12 protein-coding genes are annotated in these 18,638 nt (G+C 65.0%); 6 read left to right on the plus strand and 6 right to left on the minus strand.

Translation table 11 applies throughout. The features are described 5' to 3' along the window. Nucleotides 1-8 precede the first annotated feature (8 nt). Nucleotides 9-1,079, plus strand: a complete 1,071-nt coding sequence (locus ACIBG0_RS06135; protein WP_397029706.1) for an alpha/beta hydrolase — start codon at nucleotides 9-11, stop codon at nucleotides 1,077-1,079. A gap of 176 nt (nucleotides 1,080-1,255) precedes the next feature. Beyond that, entirely contained in the window at nucleotides 1,256-1,939 is a 684-nt protein-coding gene (locus ACIBG0_RS06140) for a hypothetical protein (protein WP_397029707.1), read from the plus strand. On the opposite strand, the gene ACIBG0_RS06145 is transcribed toward ACIBG0_RS06140, so the two are convergent. Both ACIBG0_RS06145 and ACIBG0_RS06150 read right to left on the minus strand, forming a co-directional pair. Continuing rightward, nucleotides 1,932-3,323, minus strand: a complete 1,392-nt coding sequence (locus ACIBG0_RS06145) for a condensation domain-containing protein (RefSeq protein WP_397029709.1) — start codon at nucleotides 3,321-3,323, stop codon at nucleotides 1,932-1,934. The two genes, ACIBG0_RS06140 and ACIBG0_RS06145, sit on opposite strands and share 8 nt — an antisense overlap. A 30-nt stretch (nucleotides 3,324-3,353) precedes the next feature. Further along, complete coding sequence (locus tag ACIBG0_RS06150; RefSeq protein ID WP_397029711.1) at nucleotides 3,354-9,776, minus strand: SDR family NAD(P)-dependent oxidoreductase; 6,423 nt, start codon at nucleotides 9,774-9,776, stop codon at nucleotides 3,354-3,356. 349 nt (nucleotides 9,777-10,125) lie between these two features. Between ACIBG0_RS06150 and ACIBG0_RS06155 the strand changes: the two genes are divergently transcribed. After that, entirely contained in the window at nucleotides 10,126-12,360 is a 2,235-nt protein-coding gene (locus ACIBG0_RS06155) for an MMPL family transporter (protein ID WP_397029712.1), read from the plus strand. Here the strand turns inward: ACIBG0_RS06155 and ACIBG0_RS06160 are convergent. Together ACIBG0_RS06160 and ACIBG0_RS06165 are read right to left on the minus strand one after the other, a co-directional pair. After that, complete coding sequence (locus ACIBG0_RS06160) at nucleotides 12,341-12,820, minus strand: hypothetical protein (RefSeq protein WP_397029714.1); 480 nt, start codon at nucleotides 12,818-12,820, stop codon at nucleotides 12,341-12,343. The two genes, ACIBG0_RS06155 and ACIBG0_RS06160, sit on opposite strands and share 20 nt — an antisense overlap. Nucleotides 12,821-13,053: 233 nt before the next feature. Then, nucleotides 13,054-13,512, minus strand: coding sequence for a MarR family winged helix-turn-helix transcriptional regulator (locus ACIBG0_RS06165; protein WP_397029716.1), 459 nt, complete (start codon nucleotides 13,510-13,512; stop codon nucleotides 13,054-13,056). Nucleotides 13,513-13,594: 82 nt separating this feature from the next. Between ACIBG0_RS06165 and ACIBG0_RS06170 the strand changes: the two genes are divergently transcribed. Both ACIBG0_RS06170 and ACIBG0_RS06175 read left to right on the plus strand, forming a co-directional pair. After that, entirely contained in the window at nucleotides 13,595-14,359 is a 765-nt protein-coding gene (locus ACIBG0_RS06170; protein WP_397029718.1) for a dioxygenase, read from the plus strand. 26 nt (nucleotides 14,360-14,385) lie between these two features. Further along, nucleotides 14,386-14,922: a DoxX family protein gene (locus ACIBG0_RS06175; RefSeq protein ID WP_397029719.1), complete on the plus strand. Its 537-nt coding sequence runs from the start codon at nucleotides 14,386-14,388 to the stop codon at nucleotides 14,920-14,922. Between the two features lie 132 nt (nucleotides 14,923-15,054). On the opposite strand, the gene ACIBG0_RS06180 is transcribed toward ACIBG0_RS06175, so the two are convergent. Both ACIBG0_RS06180 and ACIBG0_RS06185 read right to left on the minus strand, forming a co-directional pair. Then, nucleotides 15,055-16,779, minus strand: a complete 1,725-nt coding sequence (locus tag ACIBG0_RS06180; RefSeq protein ID WP_397029720.1) for a GMC oxidoreductase — start codon at nucleotides 16,777-16,779, stop codon at nucleotides 15,055-15,057. 62 nt (nucleotides 16,780-16,841) lie between these two features. Next, a complete protein-coding gene (locus ACIBG0_RS06185) occupies nucleotides 16,842-17,771 on the minus strand; it encodes an NAD-dependent epimerase/dehydratase family protein (RefSeq protein WP_397029721.1) in 930 nt (309 codons plus the stop codon). Nucleotides 17,772-17,901: 130 nt separating this feature from the next. Between ACIBG0_RS06185 and ACIBG0_RS06190 the strand changes: the two genes are divergently transcribed. Continuing rightward, on the plus strand, nucleotides 17,902-18,600 hold the full coding sequence (locus tag ACIBG0_RS06190; RefSeq protein WP_397029722.1) for a TetR/AcrR family transcriptional regulator: 699 nt from the start codon (nucleotides 17,902-17,904) through the stop codon (nucleotides 18,598-18,600). The last annotated feature ends 38 nt before the right edge of the window (nucleotides 18,601-18,638 follow it).

Below are 18,638 nucleotides of genomic sequence, written 5' to 3' on the forward strand. Positions count from 1 at the left end.
GGTGCCGGGTGGAGCTCTGGTGTTGTCCCCGTGTGGTCGCGCTGTGCACGGCCGCCGTCCTCGCATGTTCCACCGGTATCGCGCTCGCCGACTCCGCACCGGATCCGAACGCGCCGACTCCGGTGCGGGCATTGGCGGCGGCACGGCAGGCACCGGATGGATCACGGCTGCTCGCCGCGGCGCGCGGGCCGGGACGGGTGCTCGATCTGACCGTGTATTCCGAGGCGATGGGCCGGACCGTGTCCATCGAAGTCCTTCCCGCGGTGGATGATTCGACACCCGCACCCATCTTGTATCTGCTCAATGGCATCGACGGAGGTACCGATACCGGCACCTGGAGTGATGGCAGCAATTGGCTCACCAAAACCGATATCGAGCGGTTCTTCGCCGACAAGCAGGTCACCGTGGTGATGCCGGTCGGAGGTGGTGGCACCTTTTTCGCGGATTGGCGCGTCGACGATCCGGTGATCGGCAGGCAGCGTTGGACCACCTTTCTCACCGCGGAGCTGCCATCGATTATCGATTCGGCTTTTCGCGGTACCGGAGCCAATGCCATTGCCGGGCTTTCAATGGCGAGTTCGGCGGTATTCCGGCTCGCCATCGCCGCGCCGGGGCTCTACCGTGCCATCGGTTCCTACAGCGGGTGTGTGCGCACCAGCGACCTGCCGGGACAGGCGATGGTGAATGTCATCGTGACCGCTCGTCGCGGCAATCCGCTGAATATGTGGGGTCCGCCGACAGATCCGGCGTGGGCCGCCAACGATCCCTATCTGCACGCCGACCAACTGCGCGGTACGACGATCTACGTATCCACCGGCAGCGGACAACCGGGACCGCTCGACACACTGGACGGACCGGGCATCAATGCGAATCCGGTGAAACTCCTGGATCAATTGGTCATCGGTGGCGTGTTGGATGCCATCACCGCCAGGTGCACCGCACAACTGCGCGATCGATTGCGGGAGTTGGATATTCCGGCCGCCTTCGATTTGCGGCCCACCGGCACGCATTCCTGGGGGTATTGGCAGGAAGACCTGCACAATTCGTGGCCCGTACTCAGTGCGGCGCTGGGGCAATGAATCCCCACGAGACGGCAGCATGTGCACCCGACGAGGAAGTGGTTCGGGCGAGTTGTGTGTGGATCATGTCTGTGGTCGGGACATTTGTGAATAGTCGCAGGAATATCGATTTTGTCCATCCGCAAGTGCCGCAAGCGATTTGAATAGTCTCCGTAACGTCGCCGACAGGAGGAATTGTGCACACTGCGTTCTGTGATCCCGGTATCCCCGATGGCGAGAAATCCGTGTATACGGTCGGTATCGCGGACCAGCCACACCGATTCGAGGTGACCAACGTGGTGGCGCACGAAGACGACGGTTACCACTCGACCGTAGAAATGCGTGCGGGTGACGGAGATCCGACGATTCGGATCGAACAGCGCTTCCGGCGGATCGACGGCTGGTTGCGCGCACAAGACTATCGCGCCGAAACGCGCTCCGGCGATATGGTCGTCTCGCGCGAGGAGGCGCATTTCCTCGATACCACCCACCTACAATTCGGCAGCGGCATTGGCCCTTTTCCATCGAATGTCATGCCACTCATCGGCGGTCTGACATTGCTACGCGGGCTGGATTTCGCCGAGGGTGCGGTGGCATCGCTCGATCTGTGGTTGGCCTTTTCGGTGCACTGGCCGCTGACGGCGCGGGTGGCCAAGCCGACTACCGTAGATGTGCCGGCCGGGCGCGTGACCAGCTGGCCGGTGCACCTGCGGCCCGGCTTCGCGCACGTGAACAGCTTCTTGGACAAGATGATCGGAGGCCTCATACCGTCATCTGTCGCGCACTTCGATGCGGCCCCGCCACATCGGCTGGTGCGGCTGAACTTCCCGACCGAGGCGATGCCATCCGATCCACGCGGACTGATGGAATTGGTTACGTAGTACCGACGACCGACGAGAACACCGCCTGCATGGCGGACACATAGCGTTGCACGGATCGGTGCGCCACCGGGGTATCGGGATAGATGACGCTCAACGATGTCCCCGTCGGTAGCCGATTGATCCACACCAGAACCTCTTCGGAGGCCGCCCGATTGGCATACACGCCTGCGCGCACCTCGCCGAAGAATTCATGTCCGATGAAGTCACGCGCGTCCACATAGGAGATCATCGGAGTCGACCACCCTGGCCTGGCTTTGATATCGGTATCGGCCGGCAGCAATTCCACTACCCGGTGAAATGACGTGGGCGCCAGCCGAATACCGTTCTCATAGGCCCGCTGCGCAATGGTCACGGTGCGGGCGAAGCTGGGAGTGCCGATCGGGAAGGCCACCGGTACGAGGGATACATACCAGCCGACCGAGGCGCGTTCCGCCGGGGACGTGCGGGTACTGATCGGTGTCATGCCGAAGTAGTAGTCGCTATCGACAAGTGCGCGTTCGGCCAGCGCCGCGGCGGCGAAGACACCACCGACGAATTCGGCGTCGTTCGCACGACAGACCTTTTCGAACCGGCGTGCGTCGTTCTCGTCCATCAAAGTGATGCTGCGATGGGCGCTGCGGTTGTAACCGTCGGTGCGCTTACCGAGATCCAAGGGGAAGGAAGGTAATTCGCCGTCATTGCCGCGGATCAGCTCGAGCCATTTCCGTACGCCGTGCGAGGTGAGGCTCATCGCGGCGGTGTACTGGCGTTCGATCGCGCAGTAGTCGAGATAGCTCGCGGCCGGGGGCAGGTCCTCGACATCCGACAAGACCTGCTGGGCGTAGAGGTGGGCGAGGTCGAAACCGGAGAGGTATTGTCCGAGCCCGTCGGTGTGCAGATGGTCGACGGCCAGGTAGACCGTGGTCGATTCACCGTGTTCGATCGCGCCGAAGGTGAAGCAATCCCAGTGGAACGGACCGGGAGTCGTCTTCTGCACATGCTCGCGGATGGTCTCGGCGTCGTCGAGGCGGCCGTAATCGATCGGTACGAAGTCGACCACTTCCGGGGGGACCAGGTGTCGCCGCACCGTGCCACCGGAATCAATGGCGAACCAGGTCCGAAAGGTGTCGTGGCGAAGGAGGAATGCATTGATGGCGCGCGTCATCGCATCCCGGTCGAGATCGCCCGTCGGTATCTCGGCCGTGACCAGACAAAGGCCGGAGTAGCGGAAGTCGGCGGCGGCGTGCCGGTCGGCCAGGCGCAGATACTGTTCCTGCTGATGCGACGGCGGCGCGGGATGGACGGGTGCGTTGGCGGCCCGCGCCACCGACTCCGGTGCGGCGACCCAGGTAATCAGCCGACCGGGGGCTGGTTCCCATTCGTCGATGAGCCCGAAATTGACCACAGCGATACCTCGATTCGTCGATAGGGGCGGTCAGCGCTGCGCTACGGCGATCGGTGGCACGCTGCCTTCCGGTGTCGATCCGTTCCCGGCCGCGGACCCATTGGTCGCGGCTGTCATGGCTATCGGCGCCGGAATCGCTTGTGGCTGGCCGGGTTCGGCGGCCAGAATCAATTCCGCTACTTTCGGACCCGCCTGTTCCAGGCTGAACGATCGACCCATCTGCAACGACATCAGGTCGATGCCAAGGGTTTTGGTGACGCGCGCACCCAGTTCCACCGCCATCAGCGAATCCAGCCCGAGTTCGGGCACTGGCACCGTCATATCGATCGAATCCACCGGCACACCCATGACGGCGGCGAGTTCCTCGGCCATTTTGCGGGCGATGAACGGTCCCCGCTTGGTTTCTTCCATTTCGACGAGTTCGGAGCGCAGCTGGGCCATTTCGGAGGTGTCCTTGGCGGCCGCCTTGGCCAGTTCGATGGTCCGGCCGGTGCGGGTCAGCTGCGGGAAGGTACCGGTGAGCTTGGCCCAATCGGTGGGGATGATCGCCGCACGCGTTTCGCCCAGGCGCAGTGTCTGCTCCAAATAGGCGGTGGCATCGGCCATATCGATCGGTCCGAAGCCGACGAGGTCCAGGTACTTCACTGCGGTTTCGTCGGCGGCCATCCCGCCGGTGGCTCCCGACAGGTGGCCCCAGCCGATGCACAGCGCCCGCTCACCGGCCCTGGACCACTCTTCGGCGAGCGCCTCGACCGCGACATTGGCCGCGCAGTAATTGTATTGGCCGTAGATGCCGTACATCGAGCCGCCGGAGGAGTACAGCACGAACATATCCAGCCGAATACCGGCTTCGGTGACCGCGCGATGCAGGGCTCGCGCACCGTGCACCTTCGGCAGGTACACCTTGGCCAGTTGTTCGTGTTCCATCTGGTCGAGTCGGTTATCCGCCACCGATCCCGCCGAGTGGAAGATGCCGCGCAGCGGGTGTTCTGCGCTATGGGCGCGAGCCACGACGTCGGCGACCGCATCGGGGTCGGTCACATCGACCAGCTCCTCGATCACCTCGACACCGACCGTGCGCCAGGCCTCGAGCTGTCGACGCGCCTCCTCAGTGCTCGCACCACCGCGGCCGAGCAGTACCAGTCGGCGCGCGCCGCGCAGTACCAGCCAGCGACCGGTCGCCATCCCGAATCCGCCGAATCCGCCGGTGACGAGATAGGTTGCGTCGGAATGGATCTCGATCTCGGGCAGGTAGGGTCGTACGAGCGGTTGCGGCGAATCCATCCGGAGTGCGATCCGGGCCAGCCGGGTCGATCGGATGGTCTCCTCGAAGGCCCTACCGACCTCGTCTGCTTCGAACATCTGATACGGCAGCGGCCGGTAGACCTCCGCGAGGACCTTCTCGTACACCCGCTGCAGCAGCTTCGCCAGCCGCTGCGGCTGGACGGCGACCAGGCGATCCAGATCCATCGAGTAATAGGCCACATTTTTGTCGAAGTTGGCTAGCTCGAGCAGCCCGCCGGTGTAGATATCGGCCTTGCCGACCTCGACGATGCGCCCGAATTCGGCGACGGCATTGAAGTTCTGGCGCAGGATCTCTCCGGGTGCGCTGCTGAGCACCACCTCGGCGCCTTTACCGTCGGTCAGCGCCAATACATCGTCGACGAAGTCGAGCGACCGCGAGTTCACGGCGTGATCGGCGCCTAGGGCGAGGATATGTGCCCGGCGCTCATCCGAACTCGCGGTCCCGATGATCCGCGCACCCAGCGCCTTGGCGACCTGAATGGCGGCCGTACCGACGCCACCTGCGGCACCGTGGATCAGCACCGTCTCACCTGGCTCCAATCGGGCGAGATCCAGCAGCGCATATTCGGCAGTGCCGAAAGCGATGGTGCTGGTGCAGTATCCGGGGTCGGCATCGGGCGGCAGTGGAATGGCAAGCTGGCGGTCGACAATGGCGAAGCGGCGCATCATGCCCTTGGCCGCCACTGCGACAAGGTCGCCCACCGCGATGCCATCGACCTCGGCGCCGACACGCACCACGGTGCCGACCCCTTCCATACCCGGCACCGTGCCGAAATACGTTGGTGCCAGCTCTCGTTCGCCGAGCAGACCGATGACCTTGAGCGGATCCTTGTAGTTCAGCCCGATGACCTGCATACGGACCTCGACCTGATCGGGACCCGGTTCCTGGCGCGGGCACTGCCGCCAGGCCAGCGCCGACAGCAGCCGGGTTCGTGGGAGTTCCAGCTCGAAATTGACCTCGGGATCGGTCAGCGGCTCCGGGGTATCGAGTACCTCGAGACGTTCCGGCAGCGGCTTGGTCACCACAGGCACCCAGCGCTTGCCGTCGCGCAGCAGCACCTCATCGGAGTTGTCGTACGAAAATGCCCCGGGCACAGCCAATTCCGCGAGCAGTTCGGCGATGGTCGTTTCGGGCTCGACATCGATCAGCCGCCACCGCAACGGTGTCTGCTCATTCAACAGCACCCGCCGCGCGCCGGCCAGTGCCGCGTGCCGGGAATCCGGCGGGATCGTACTGTCCGGCAATGTGAATGCGCGCTCGGTCACGAGGGTGACATGGGCGGCGCCGTCGCCGAAAATTGTCTGCGGCGTACCGTCAGTCGACGGCGGGTTGGCGAATTCGTGTACGGCTACCGCGAGCTGCTTCAGCATCCACAGGTACGCCAGATCGTCCTCGACGGTTCCGACGATGACACAGACGTGCAGCCGCTGCGCGTCCTCGGTCCGAGCGGCCAGCAGGTGCGTGACCAGCTCCGTCCCCAGTTCTGGTCCGGCCGGATCGGCCACGTGGAGCCGCGATTCCGGGATAGCCTGCGCCAGTTGTTCGGCGCGGTTGCTCTTTCCGAGCGCGACGACCACCGTGGCGACCGGGCCGGAATCGGCCAACGCGGCCGGGTCGATGGGATCGCGCTGTTCCATGGTGTCGGCGTAGTAGAAATCGGCCATGCGATGCAGCGGATCGTCGCCCGGTTTGAGCGCACCGATTTGGAGGCCGGTCAATCGCAGAACCAGATTTTCATCGGCATCGAGCAGATCCACATCGGCGCGGAGCCGCGCCCGTGGATCACGGCGCGCGACCACGGTGATCTGGTCGGGAATCGGCGCGAGCAACCGGACCGCCGCCACGGCGACGGGCACCATAATGCCCTCATTGATCCGCTCGTCGGCGAACAGCAGCGCCGCGGTCTGCATCGCGGCATCGACCACCGCCGGATGCGCGAGATGTCCGGAGTCCGCGGCGATCGTGCCGTCGACCGTCGCCACCACCGTATTCTCGCCGACCCGCACCGAGGTCACCCGCTGAAAGGCGGGGCCGTACTGCAGGCCGGCCGCCGCCAGCCCGGAGTAGAACATCTCCGGATCGATATCGATACCGACATCAATGCTGGGCACGGTCGCTTTCGTCGGCGCGTGGCTGCCGGTCAGCGTCCGGCCGAACGAGTGCACGGTCCACGCCGTGCCGGTGGCATTGCGCGATCTGATCAGGAATCGTCCGCTGGAATCCTCGACGCTCAGTGCCATGAGCGGCACATCCGGTGCGCCCATGATCAATGGGGCGACGAACCGAACCTGTTCCAGCGCAACTCGTTTGACACCCAATCGCGTCGCGGTCGCGCTGAGCGCGGCATCCAGATATGCCGCGCCCGGCATGATCCTCACCCCGTTGACCACGTGATCGGCCAACCAGGGCAATAATTCGGAACCGACCTGCAACAGCCAGTCCGATCGGCCCTCGACATCCGGATCGCCGAGCATGGCATAGCTATCCGGTGTGCCGAGCCTGGCCTGTTCGAAAAGCGGTAGCGTCGAATGCAATCGCCTCCGCTGCCACGGATACCGAGGGAGCGGCACGTGCGCGGTGGCCGGGCGGTCGGCGGGGAACAGCACTTCCTGGTTCAGTACACCGGCACCGTAGAGTCCGATCAGCGTGCGACGGATGCTCGCCGAATCCGGCTCCTTACGGTCGAGCGTCGCTACCGTGGTGCCGTGTACGTCCGCGTCGAGGAGGGCCTCGCGAATATTGCCCGACAGCACCGGATGCGGCCCGACCTCCAGGAATACCCGACTGCCCGCGGCGATCACCTTGGCGATGGCATCGTAGAACCGCACCGGCTGACGGACATTCGCGCACCAGTACTCGCCATCCCAGTCGGCATCGGTGACGAGGTCGCCGGTCACGGTCGAATACAGCGGTACGTGCGGCGGCCGCGGTGACAGATCCGCGAGTTCGGTACGCAGTTCCGCCAGGATCGGATCCATCAACCGGCTGTGATACGGCACTTCGACGCGCAGCCGACGCGCGAAAGCGGCGTCCTCGGTGAGCTTTTCGGCGATCTCGTCGAGTCGGTCGATATCGCCGGACAGGGTGAGGGAATTCCCGCTGTTGATTGCCGCGATGTCCACGCGCGGATCGTCACCGACGAGTTCGCGGGCCCGTTCCGGCGTCAGCCCGACCGCGAGCATGCCGCCCGATCCGGCGGTGGTCGCCTGCAATCGGGCTCGGTGATATGCGACCCGCACCGCTTCCGGCAGCGTCAGCATCCCGCTCACATACGCCGCTGACACCTCGCCCACACTGTGGCCGATCACGGCGGCAGGGGTAATCCCGAACCGCGCAAGCTCGTCCACCAATGCGACCTGCACGAGGAAGTTGGCCGGTTGCGCCACCTCGGTGCTGGTCACGCGCGACTCTTCCTCGGGTCGCAGCAGCTCCTCGATGATGGACCAGCCCGAGACCGCGCGGAACTCCACATCGATCCGATGCGCGGTATCGGCGAATGTGCCACTGGCGCAGAGCAATGCGCGCGCCATACCCCACCACTGCGGACCCATACCGGAGAAGACGAACACCGGCTCGCTATTGCGGGAGACAACGGTACGGACCGCGTCGCGGCCCTCGCCCGCTGCGAACGCCCGCAGATCCCGGACCAGCTCATCGGTGTCGCTGACGAGGACACCGGTGCGGTACTGATGGTGGGCCAGTCGCGTCCACGCGGCCTCGGCCAGGTGATCCGGATCGGCGCCTGCGCTGATCAGCTCGGCGAAACGCCCAGCGAGAGCTCGGGCGGCGCCGGTGCTGCGGGCCGAAATGGGCAGGATCCCATGATGGTGTCCGGCGGTCGACGCCGCCGGTCGCGAGCGGTACTCCTGCAGGATCGCGTGGGCGTTGGTGCCGCCGTAGCCGAAACCATTGACCGCGATCGTCATCGGAGCGGCATCCGGCGGCAGCGTTTCGGCGTCCACCTGCACGCGCAAGCCGAGCTCGTCGAACGGGATGTCCGGATTGGCCTTGTCCAGCCAGCCCTGTGGCGGAATAGTGCGATGTCGGATCGCCAACGCCGCTTTGATCACGCTCGCGACGCCGGCGGCGGCCTCGGTGTGACCGATGGTCGCCTTGACCGAACCGACGCCGAGAATGCTCGAACGTCCCGCCGGGGCACCGAAGGCGCGTCCCAGCGCACGCAACTCGACCGGATCGCCGACCAGGGTTCCGGTGCCGTGCGCCTCCACGTAGGTGATGTCGTCGGGTGACAGACCGGCGCGCGTGCGCACCCAACGGGCCAGTGCCTCTTGGGAATCGGCGTTCGGCACGGTGATGGCCGTCGTGCGGCCGTCCTGATTGGACCCTGTTGCCTTGACTACCGCGTAGATGCGGTCACCGTCGCGCACCGCATCGTCGAGCTTCTTCAGCACCACCATGCCCGCACCCTCGCCGCGGCCGTAACCGTCGGCCGCGGCATCGAAGGATTTGCATCGGCCGTCGGCGGCCAGGAAACTGCCCTTGCACATCAACACGAACGTTTCCGGCTGCAGCATCACATTCACGCCACCGGCCAAAGCCACCGTGCAGTCGCCGTTGTCCAGCGCCTGGCACGCGAGATGGAAGGCGACGAGCGACGACGAACACGCCGTATCGACCGTGAGCGCGGGACCGGTCAGATTCAGCGCGTAGGCGATTCGATTGGACAACATGGTGTACGACGCGCTGGCCGGTGTGTGCATATCGGTATGGAACAGTGCCGGACCCACCACGCCGATGACCGACTGGTCCACCACGAACCCGCCGACGTACACGCCGACCGGTGCACCGGCCGCCCGGCCTGCCATCCCGGCATCGTCGAGCGCCTCCCAGGTCACCTCGAGCATCAGGCGCTGCTGTGGATCGAGCACTGTCGCCTCACGCGGCGAGATACCGAAGAAGTCCGGATCGAACTCCCATGGATCGATCGTCATGAAGGCGCCACGTTTGGTGTAACTGCGGCCCGGCGTGCGCGGATCCGGATCGTAGTACCGGCGGTAATCCCACCGGTCCGGTGGAATCTCGACGACGCCGTCGCGTTTATCGACCACAAATTTCCAGAACGTATCGGGCGAATCGATTCCACCCGCATATCGACAGCCGATACCAACAATAGCGATATCCGACACGCAGTTCCTCCCGAATACGGCTGCTCGTCGCCGCGCGAATAGGGTGATATGCATAACGAAGTCCAACACAGTGGACAAACCGGGGCCGAGTCTATCGACGTTGCGACAAGGGCCCGTGACATTCTGTAGATCACGTCAATTCACGGCTCGTGGACTGTGAAGTAGCCCAACTCGAGTGCTGAATACCCTTGGGCTACCTGGTATTTCGGACCAGCTCACAATCGCAGCGCCTGATTTGTTGTGCGCTGTCGGAATCCTCGCCGATTCGTGGATGGCTGACGGCGGCATCGTTACGATCCAGCTGATCGGCCCGGGCCGATCGATTCACGCACGCATTAGGAGGCGGCGATTGTTCGCCGATTTCACGCAGTGGGCAGATGTCATCGTTCGGCGACGATTCACGGTGATCGGCGTAATTGTGGTCGCGATGTTGGGGTTGGGTGCCTATGGTCTCGGGCTCGGCGATGATCTGAGTTCGGGCGGATGGGACGATCCGAACTCGGAATCCGCACACGCGGCGCGAGTGCGCGACGAGGTATTCGGGCGTGATCACAGCGGTGACGTCATCCTGCTGTACCACGCGCCAGAGGGTGCGACGATCGATGATCCGACCTTCACCAGTGTGATCGTCGACAGTCTGAACGAGCTGCCGCGGCGCTTCCCCGATGAGATCGCGAAGATCAACGGAACATACTGGCCTACCGAAACCGGTGTGGCAGTGCCGGATCTGTTCGGCTCCGAGGACCGCAAGCAGGCATTCGCCTCCATCGCCGTCAAAGGCCGTGACGAGACCGAGTTGATGCGCAACTTCGGCAAGGTCGCCGACGGTTTGGACGTACCGGGCATCGATATGGAGATCGCGGGCGGGCAGCCGGTCGCCGGTGCGCTCAATGACACCATGGCCCACGACCAGGCGCGGATGGAGCTGTTCGCCATCCCTGCCGTCGCGGTGATGCTGTTCTTCCTCTTCGGCGGGATCGTCGCCGCCGCCCTCCCGCTGATCGTCGGCGGACTCACCGTGCTGGCGGCCTGGGGAATCATCCGCGCCATCACCACCGTCACCGAGGTGAATTCCTTCGTCTCCCCGGTGGTTTCGATGATCGGCCTTGGCCTGGCCATCGACTACGGACTGTTCCTCGTGAGCCGATTCCGTGACGAACTCGCCGACGGCCATGACGTACCGGTGGCGGTCCGTCGGTCGGTATCGACCGCAGGTCGCACAGTGGTGTTCTCCGCGACCATCGTGGTCGCGGCGGCGTGTGGCATTCTGCTGTTCCCGCAAGGGTTTCTGAGGTCGTTCGCCTACGGTGCGATCGTGACTATCGCACTGGCAGCGCTGACGGCGGTCACATTATTGCCCGCGCTGCTCGCCGTGCTCGGCCACCGCGTAGACCTGCTCGGATTCGACTGGTTCCGCAAGACCGGGTCCGCCGACGACGTACCGGACAACTTCTGGGGTCGCGTTGCCGTAGTTGTGATGAAAAGACCACTGGCCGTCGCGATCCCGGTGTGTGCCGGACTCCTGCTACTCATCGCGCCGGTGCAGCATCTGGCGTTCGGTGGCATCACCGAGCGTTTTCTCCCACCCGATCACCCGACTCGATTGGCACAGCGGCATTTCGACGAGATCTTCCCGCTGCGCCGGATCGACCCGATCTACCTGGTCATGACCACCTACCACAGCTCGGATATCGAGACGGTGGTAACGCGCGCCTCGCAGGCCCCCGGCGTGGCCGCGCCGTTCCCGAAACCGACACAGCGCCCGGCGCAACCGTTCGTCTACACCACCGAGACGGTGCTGGCCAGCTCGGCGGATGCCGACGCGACCATCGACTATCTGCGGTCGATGGATCTGCCCAAGGGAACAACGGTGATGGTCGGCGGCGAACCGGCAGTGCAACGCGACAGCATCGACGCGCTGCTCGACCGGCTACCGCTGATGCTCACGCTCGTCTTCATCGCCACCTCCGCACTGCTGTTGCTGACCTTCGGCTCAATCGTGTTGCCGTTGCAGGCAGCTGTGCTGAATCTGCTCGGCCTCGGAGCCACCATTGGCGTGCTGACCTGGATCTTCGTCGAGGGGCGCGGGGCCGGGGTGCTGGGTTTCACGCCGCAGCCGATCATGCCGCTAGTGCTGATGCTGATCGTGTCGGTGGTCTACGGCCTGTCGACCGATTATGAGGTCTTTCTACTCGCTCGCATTGTCGAGGCGCGCAGGGCGGGTGCGTCCACGACGGAGGCGGTCCGCACCGGTGTCGCGCGTACCGGGCGGATCATCTCCGCTGCCGCGCTGATCTTGATAGTGGTGACGGGTGTGTTCGCGCTATCGGATCTGGTGATGATGCAGTACATCGCTGTCGGCATGGTCACCGCGCTGTTCATCGATGCCACCGTGCTGCGCATGCTGCTTGTCCCCGCGACCATGAAGCTGCTCGGCGACGCTTGCTGGTGGGCACCGGCCTGGCTGTGGCGCATCGAGCGGAAAGTCGTTGTCCGCGAAGCCGTTGCCGACAACGAAGACGTGACGCCGACGACTGGTCGAGCGGAATCGGTTCCGACGTCGCTCAGCTCGCCAGATCGGTGACATGCCGCTTGCGGCCGAATTCGGTGGCCCGCGCCGCGGCGGCGATCGCGACCACCGGCGGAACCCAGCGGGCCTCCCGCGGGGAAATCCCCCAGCAGGCTGAACCGGCCGACAGGCGGGTCGGCGGGAGCGGGATGCTCGCACCGTCGGTGTGGACGAGCGCGCCGAGGCCGCGCAGTGCGCCGATCGCCATGGCCGCCTTGGCCGCACCGACCACCAGATGAATCTCGCGGCGTTGCGAACCAGGGATTTCGATCACCGGACCGGATAGGTTGTTGGCCCGAAGATACCGGCGCACGGTGGCGGCCAGTGCGCCGGTGAGTTCGATGGCCGAGATCTGCTCGTCGGTGATCAGACAGACACCATTGGTCGTTTCCGCGACCGTCCAGCCACGTCGGCGGCAGTCCTGCACCGTATCCGATGCGGCCTCGGTGACGGAACTCGGAAACGTCGTCGGCACTATCTTCTCCGTTCTCGGCTCGAATCTGCGACCATCAGCGTCACATCCGTACCTGGGCATCAAATCCGGCCGGGCTTAGAGTTTCCCAACAGATTTCTTACGGCCCTGATTGTGCGGCGTTCCCAATGCCGGTGACATCACCCAGAGGTCACCTAGGCTGTCCTGCTTTGGTCGGATTGCCGCTCTCGCCGCACCACGTCGGTGCGGGGTGGAGATCGCCCGAGGTGCGCACCTCAGCTGAGCCGTCGGGCGACCTCGCCGAGACCAGCGGCGATGGCCTCTTGTTGTTCGGGGGTCAGCACATCGATGAGGACGCCACGCACCGTTTCGACATGGCCGGGGGCGATCTGCTCGAGGCGATCGCGTCCGGCCGCGGTGAGGTTGGCGATGACGCCGCGGACATCGGTGGGACAGGCTTCGCGGCGTACCAGACCGGCCTTCTCCATTTGGGTGACCTGGTAGTTCAGGCCGCTTTTCGAGGTATACAGAGCATCGGCCAATTCGGTCATGCGTAGTTGGCCCTCCGGTGCCGCGGCGAGGCGGACCAAAACCTCGTATTGGGTATGCGAGAGTCCCTCCTGTTTGAGGTGCTGTTCGACCTGACGGCCGACGAGCGCACCCGCCGCCAGGAAACCCTGCCAGGTGCGCATCTCCCGCTCGTTCAGCCATTTCGCGTCAGTCACAGCGGCCATCCTACCGATGTTGTTCAAATTTGAACAACACGCTATAGTCGCCACTGGATTCAAATTTGAACTAGTTGGACGGAGGGCAGCCATGGCCGGACAGATGCCGGTGCTCTACCTCTCACACGGAGCCCCGCCACTGGCCGATCACCCACGGTGGCCCGGTGAGCTCGCCGCGTGGTCGCGTGAATTGCCGCGTCCAACGGCGGTTTTGATGATTTCCGCGCACTGGGAGGCCGCGCCGATCGCACTCGGCGCCACCACGACGGTGCCGCTGATTTATGACTTCGGCGGTTTCCCACAGCGCTACTACCAGGTGCGATACGCCGCACCGGGAGCGCCGGAACTGGCCGACAAGGTGCGCAAATTGCTCGGCGGCGTCGTCGTCGATGTGCCCGATCGTGGGCTGGACCATGGGGCCTACGTGCCGCTGAAGGAGATGTACCCCGAGGCCGATGTCCCGGTTTTGCAGCTGTCGATGCCGACGCTGGACCCGCAGCGGCTGATGCAGGTGGGCCGTCGGCTCGCGCCGCTGCGCGCCGAGGGCGTGCTGATCGTGGGCAGCGGCTTCTTCACTCACAACCTGCGCGCCATCACCACCGACGACGAGCACGTCTACACCTTCACCGCCGAATTCGACGACTGGGGCCGCGAAACCCTCGCCGCCCACGATCTCGACGCCCTGCTCGACTTCGAAAACAAAGCCCCGGCCGCACATCTCGCGCATCCGCGCACCGACCATTTCGCACCGTTGTTCGTGGCCCTCGGTGCGGGCGCGGACGATTTCACCAACCAACGCACCGTCATCGACGGCTTCTGGCTGGGCATGGCCCGGCGCTCCATCCAGCTCGGCTGAATCCACCGCACCACGAAAGGCATCTCATGACCGCGACCATCGCCGCCCCTGCCGCGCACACCGAAACTGCCACGCCCACACACACTTACGATCTCGGCCTACTGGTTCTGCGGTTGGCCGTCGGACTAACCATGGCCGCGCACGGCGCTCAGAAACTGTTCGGCTGGTTCAATGGCGGCGGTCTCGACGGCACCGGCGCATTCTTCACGATGAGCGGCTACCCGTCGGGCAAGGCGATGGCCGCAGTCGCTGGCCTCAGCGAAACCCTCGGCGGGCTCGCCCTCGCCATCGGCCTGCTCACCCCGCTCGCCGCCGCGGCACTGGTTGGGACCCTGCTCAACGCGATCGCCGTCAAATGGGGCGGCGGCTTCTTCGCCCCGAAGGGGATCGAATACGAACTGATCCTCACCCTCGCCGCCGCATCGCTCGCCCTCACCGGTCCGGGCCGCTACGCCGTCGACCGCGTGATCCCGGCGCTGCGCAACCACCGCCTCGTCTTCGGCCTCGCCGCGATCGTGCTGGCCCTGGTCGTCGCATGCGCGGTCCTGATCGTCCGCAACTGACCCGATCAATCGCCCGCTCGAAGCACGGTGACGTATCTACGGATCGATACCTGGCAGGTGCCACAGTCGCGTGAAGTTATTGCTCGACTACGACATCCAGCTGTGCATCGGTGTCGGATCAAACGTCCGCGTTCAGCTGGCGGCGGACTTGGGGGTGCGGATTTCGACGATCGGCAGGACCAAGGCGGCCGGGGCGTCGGCGGGAACGGCAGGGTTACTGGGGGCGATCGGTTGGATCTGTTGATAGGCAACCCCCTGCGCCGGACGCAGGTCCCGTTCGCCCTTGTTCGGCCAATAGGCGGCGCAGCGTTCGGCTTGGGCGGTGATAGTGAGCGACGGATTGACGCCGAGGTTCGCGGAGACGGCGGCGCCGTCCACCACGCTGAGGGTCGGGTAGCCGAAAACTCGGTGGTAGGCGTCGATTACGCCGGTGTCGCGGTCCGCGCCGATGGGGGCGCCGCCGAGGAAGTGCGCGGTGAGCGGGATATTGAAGACTTCGCCCCAGCTGCCGCCCGCGACACCGCCGATTTCCTCGGCGACCTTGCGGGTCACCTCGTTGCCCGCCGGAATCCAGGTCGGATTGGGTTGGCCGTGGCCCTGCTTGCTGGTGAGCTTGCGGCCGAACAGGCCGCGCTTGGTGTAGGTGGTGATCGAATTGTCGAGGTGCTGCATCACCAGCGAAATGATGGTGCGCTCACTCCAGTTCTTCACGCTCAGGAAACTGATGAGGGTGAACGGGTTTCGCACCACCTGGCCGAGGAAGCGCAGCCAGCGCGGCACCCGCCCGCCGCCGTCGACCATCAGGGTCTGCAGCAGCCCCATCGCATTCGAGCCCTTGCCGTAGCGGACCGGCTCGATATGGGTGTCGTGGGTCGGGTGAATCGATGACGTGATCGCGACGCCGCGGGTGAAGTCGACGTGCGGGTTCACCTTGCGGGTCGCGGCGCCCACAATGGATTCGGAGTTGGTGCGCGTGAGTTGACCGAGCCGGTCGGACAATTCGGGGAGAATGCCCCGATCCCGCATGGCGTGCAACAACTTCTGGGTGCCGAGTGTACCCGCGGCGAGCACGACCTGACCTGCGGTGTAGGTCTGCGGCCGCTTGCGCAACCACGCGCCGGTACGCTCGGTCGAGACATCCCAGGTGCCGTCGGGCAGCGGCCGGATCGCGGTCACCGTCGTCATCGGAATCACCTGTGCACCAGCTTTTTCCGCGAGGTACAGGTAATTCTTCACCAGAGTGTTCTTCGCACCGTGACGGCAGCCGGTCATGCATTCACCACATTCGAGGCAGCCGGTGCGGTCCGGGCCGACACCGCCGAAGTACGGATCCGCCACGGTCTTTCCCGGCCCGCCGAAGAAGACGCCGACCGGGGTCTGCACGAAGGTCTCGCCGACGCCCATATCGTCGGCGACCTTCTTGAACACCTCGTCCGCCGGTGTCATATGCGGGTTCTGCACCACACCGAGCATTTTCTTCGCGCGCTCGTAGTACGGGGTCAGCTCGGCGCGCCAGTCGGTGATATCGCGCCACTGCTGATCCTGGAAGAACGGCTCCGGCGGCACGTAGAGCGTATTGGCGTAGTTGAGCGAACCACCGCCGACACCCGCGCCGCCGAGGATGAGCACATTGCGCAGCGGGTGGATGCGCTGGATGCCGTAGCAGCCGAGCTTGGGCGCCCACAGGAATTTACGCAGATCCCAGCTGGTTTCGGGCAGTTCATCATCGGCGTAGCGTCGACCGGCCTCGAGCACACCGACCCGGTAGCCCTTCTCGATCAGCCGCAGCGCGGTGACGCTGCCGCCGAATCCCGAACCGACCACGAGTACGTCGAAATCCGTTTCTCGCTGGTCCATGTGGTGCTCCTCGATCCGTGTCGCCAGTGACACCGGTAACACTACTACCGAGTAGCAAAGGCTCAGAGCTGGGTCTGCCACCAGGCGACGGTGGCCGCGATGGCCTCGTCGATCGGCGTCGGACGTAGGCCGAGGCGCGCCTCGCTGGCGGACGAATCCAGTACGAGCGGCCGCGTGACCTGGTAACTCATCTCGGCCAGCTCGCGCATCGTTTCGTTGGTGAGGCCCAGCATGCGCAGCAGGGCGGCCGGTGCCGCGAAGACCTTCGGGGCCGAGACTCCTGCGGCGGTGGCGATCGCATCGAAGAGTTGCTGCTGGGTGATCGGCGGCGCGGTCGGAGCGTGCAGGAAGGAATTCCATACCGACTCGTCGGCGGCGGCGCGGATCATGGCGGCGGCGAGGTCGGGCATATAGGTGTAGGAGTGCGGGAGGTCGAGTTTGCCGAGTGCCTGCACCCGCTTGCCGGTGAGGATCGGGACGAAGACCTGCTCCCCGGCCAGCGACGCCCGCACATACGGGCCGAGGAAGTCCGCGGCGGCAACGCTCACCGTCGCGGCGGCGTGTGCCTCGCGAGCGCGCACCAGCTGGGTCCGGACGCTGGGTTTACCGAAGTCGGCGTTGCGGGGCAGGTTTTCGGTGATCGGACCGTCGACCTTGCCGTAGGAATAGATATTTTCCGCGAAAACCACTACTGTGCCGGCCTTTTCGGCTTCATCGAGCACGGCGCGCTCGGCCGGTGGCAGCTCCGCGCGCCAGACCTTCGCCGTGTATTCCGAACCGCCCAGGCAGTGGTAGACGGCCGTCGCATCATCGAACTCACCCGAAAGCTGTTCGGGCAGCGTCACATTGACCTTGCGCCGCTCGATGAGTGGATGATCGGGGCCGCTCCCGGAACGCGTCAGCACCCGGACCTGTTTGCCTGCCGCGGCCAATTGCTCGGCGATAGTGGTTCCGGTGGGCCCGGCTCCGGTGATGATATGCAGTTCCGACACGGTGAGTCCTTGTCTACTTTGGCGAGCAGTGCTCTCTGTTGCGAATAAGCATGCAACCCGTCCGGACCAAAGTCAAGAGCAGTGCTCGCATTAGTTGACATTGCTCTCTACAGCGCGCATGGTGATTGGTATGGCAACGACACCGCGTGCCCGGGCCAGGGCCCAGACCATGAACGATATCGTCCGGATCGGCCGCGAACACCTGGCCACCGGTGGCGCGGCCGCTCTCTCGCTGCGCGCGGTCGCCCGCGATCTCGGTGTGGTGTCGTCTGCGGTATACCGCTACGTGCGCAGCCGCGATGAACTGCTGACCTTGCTGGTGATCGACGGATATAACGCACTCGGCGACGCGGTCGATGCGGCACTGGCCGATGCCCCCGACGATCCGATCGAGGGCTTGCGCATCGTCGGCCGTACCGTCCGCGGTTGGGCGCTGGCCGAGCCCGCCCGCTACGGACTCCTGTTCGGCACACCAGTGCCGGGCTACGACGCCCCCGCCGAGCAGACCACCGTCCCCGGCACGCGGGTCATCGCGACCATGCAAACCCTCTTCGCCCGCGCCTACCGCGCCGACCTGCTCACCCCACCGGCCGAGCAGCGTCCGCTATCGGCCGCACTCACAGCTAATTTTGCCGATATCAAGGCCGCGTTCGATCACGACCTGCCCGACTGGCTCGTCGCACGCGGCATCACCATGTGGGTCGGCCTGTTCGGCGCCGTAACCTTCGATGTCTTCGATCAGTACGGCGCCGACACCTTCACCGATCGGGCCGAGCTGTTCGAAGTTCAACTCGACGGTCTCCTCGAACAACTCGGCTACCGCGGTTAGCGCCGCTGGCGAGAGTGCGCCATGCGGCAATATCGGCT

It is taken from the genome of Nocardia sp. NPDC050630 (genome assembly GCF_044457245.1).
In the GTDB taxonomy this organism is placed as follows: Bacteria; Actinomycetota; Actinomycetes; order Mycobacteriales; family Mycobacteriaceae; genus Nocardia.

What these genes read in the sequence shown, in the direction of transcription:
- ACIBG0_RS06190 (WP_397029722.1), top strand. Translation starts at nt 17,902, where the DNA reads ATGGCAACGACACCGCGTGCCCGGGCCAGGGCCCAGACCATGAACGAT.
- ACIBG0_RS06180 (WP_397029720.1), bottom strand. Translation starts at nt 16,779, where the DNA reads ATGGACCAGCGAGAAACGGATTTCGACGTACTCGTGGTCGGTTCGGGA.
- ACIBG0_RS06175 (WP_397029719.1), top strand. Translation starts at nt 14,386, where the DNA reads ATGACCGCGACCATCGCCGCCCCTGCCGCGCACACCGAAACTGCCACG.
- ACIBG0_RS06170 (WP_397029718.1), top strand. Translation starts at nt 13,595, where the DNA reads ATGGCCGGACAGATGCCGGTGCTCTACCTCTCACACGGAGCCCCGCCA.
- ACIBG0_RS06165 (WP_397029716.1), bottom strand. Translation starts at nt 13,512, where the DNA reads ATGGCCGCTGTGACTGACGCGAAATGGCTGAACGAGCGGGAGATGCGC.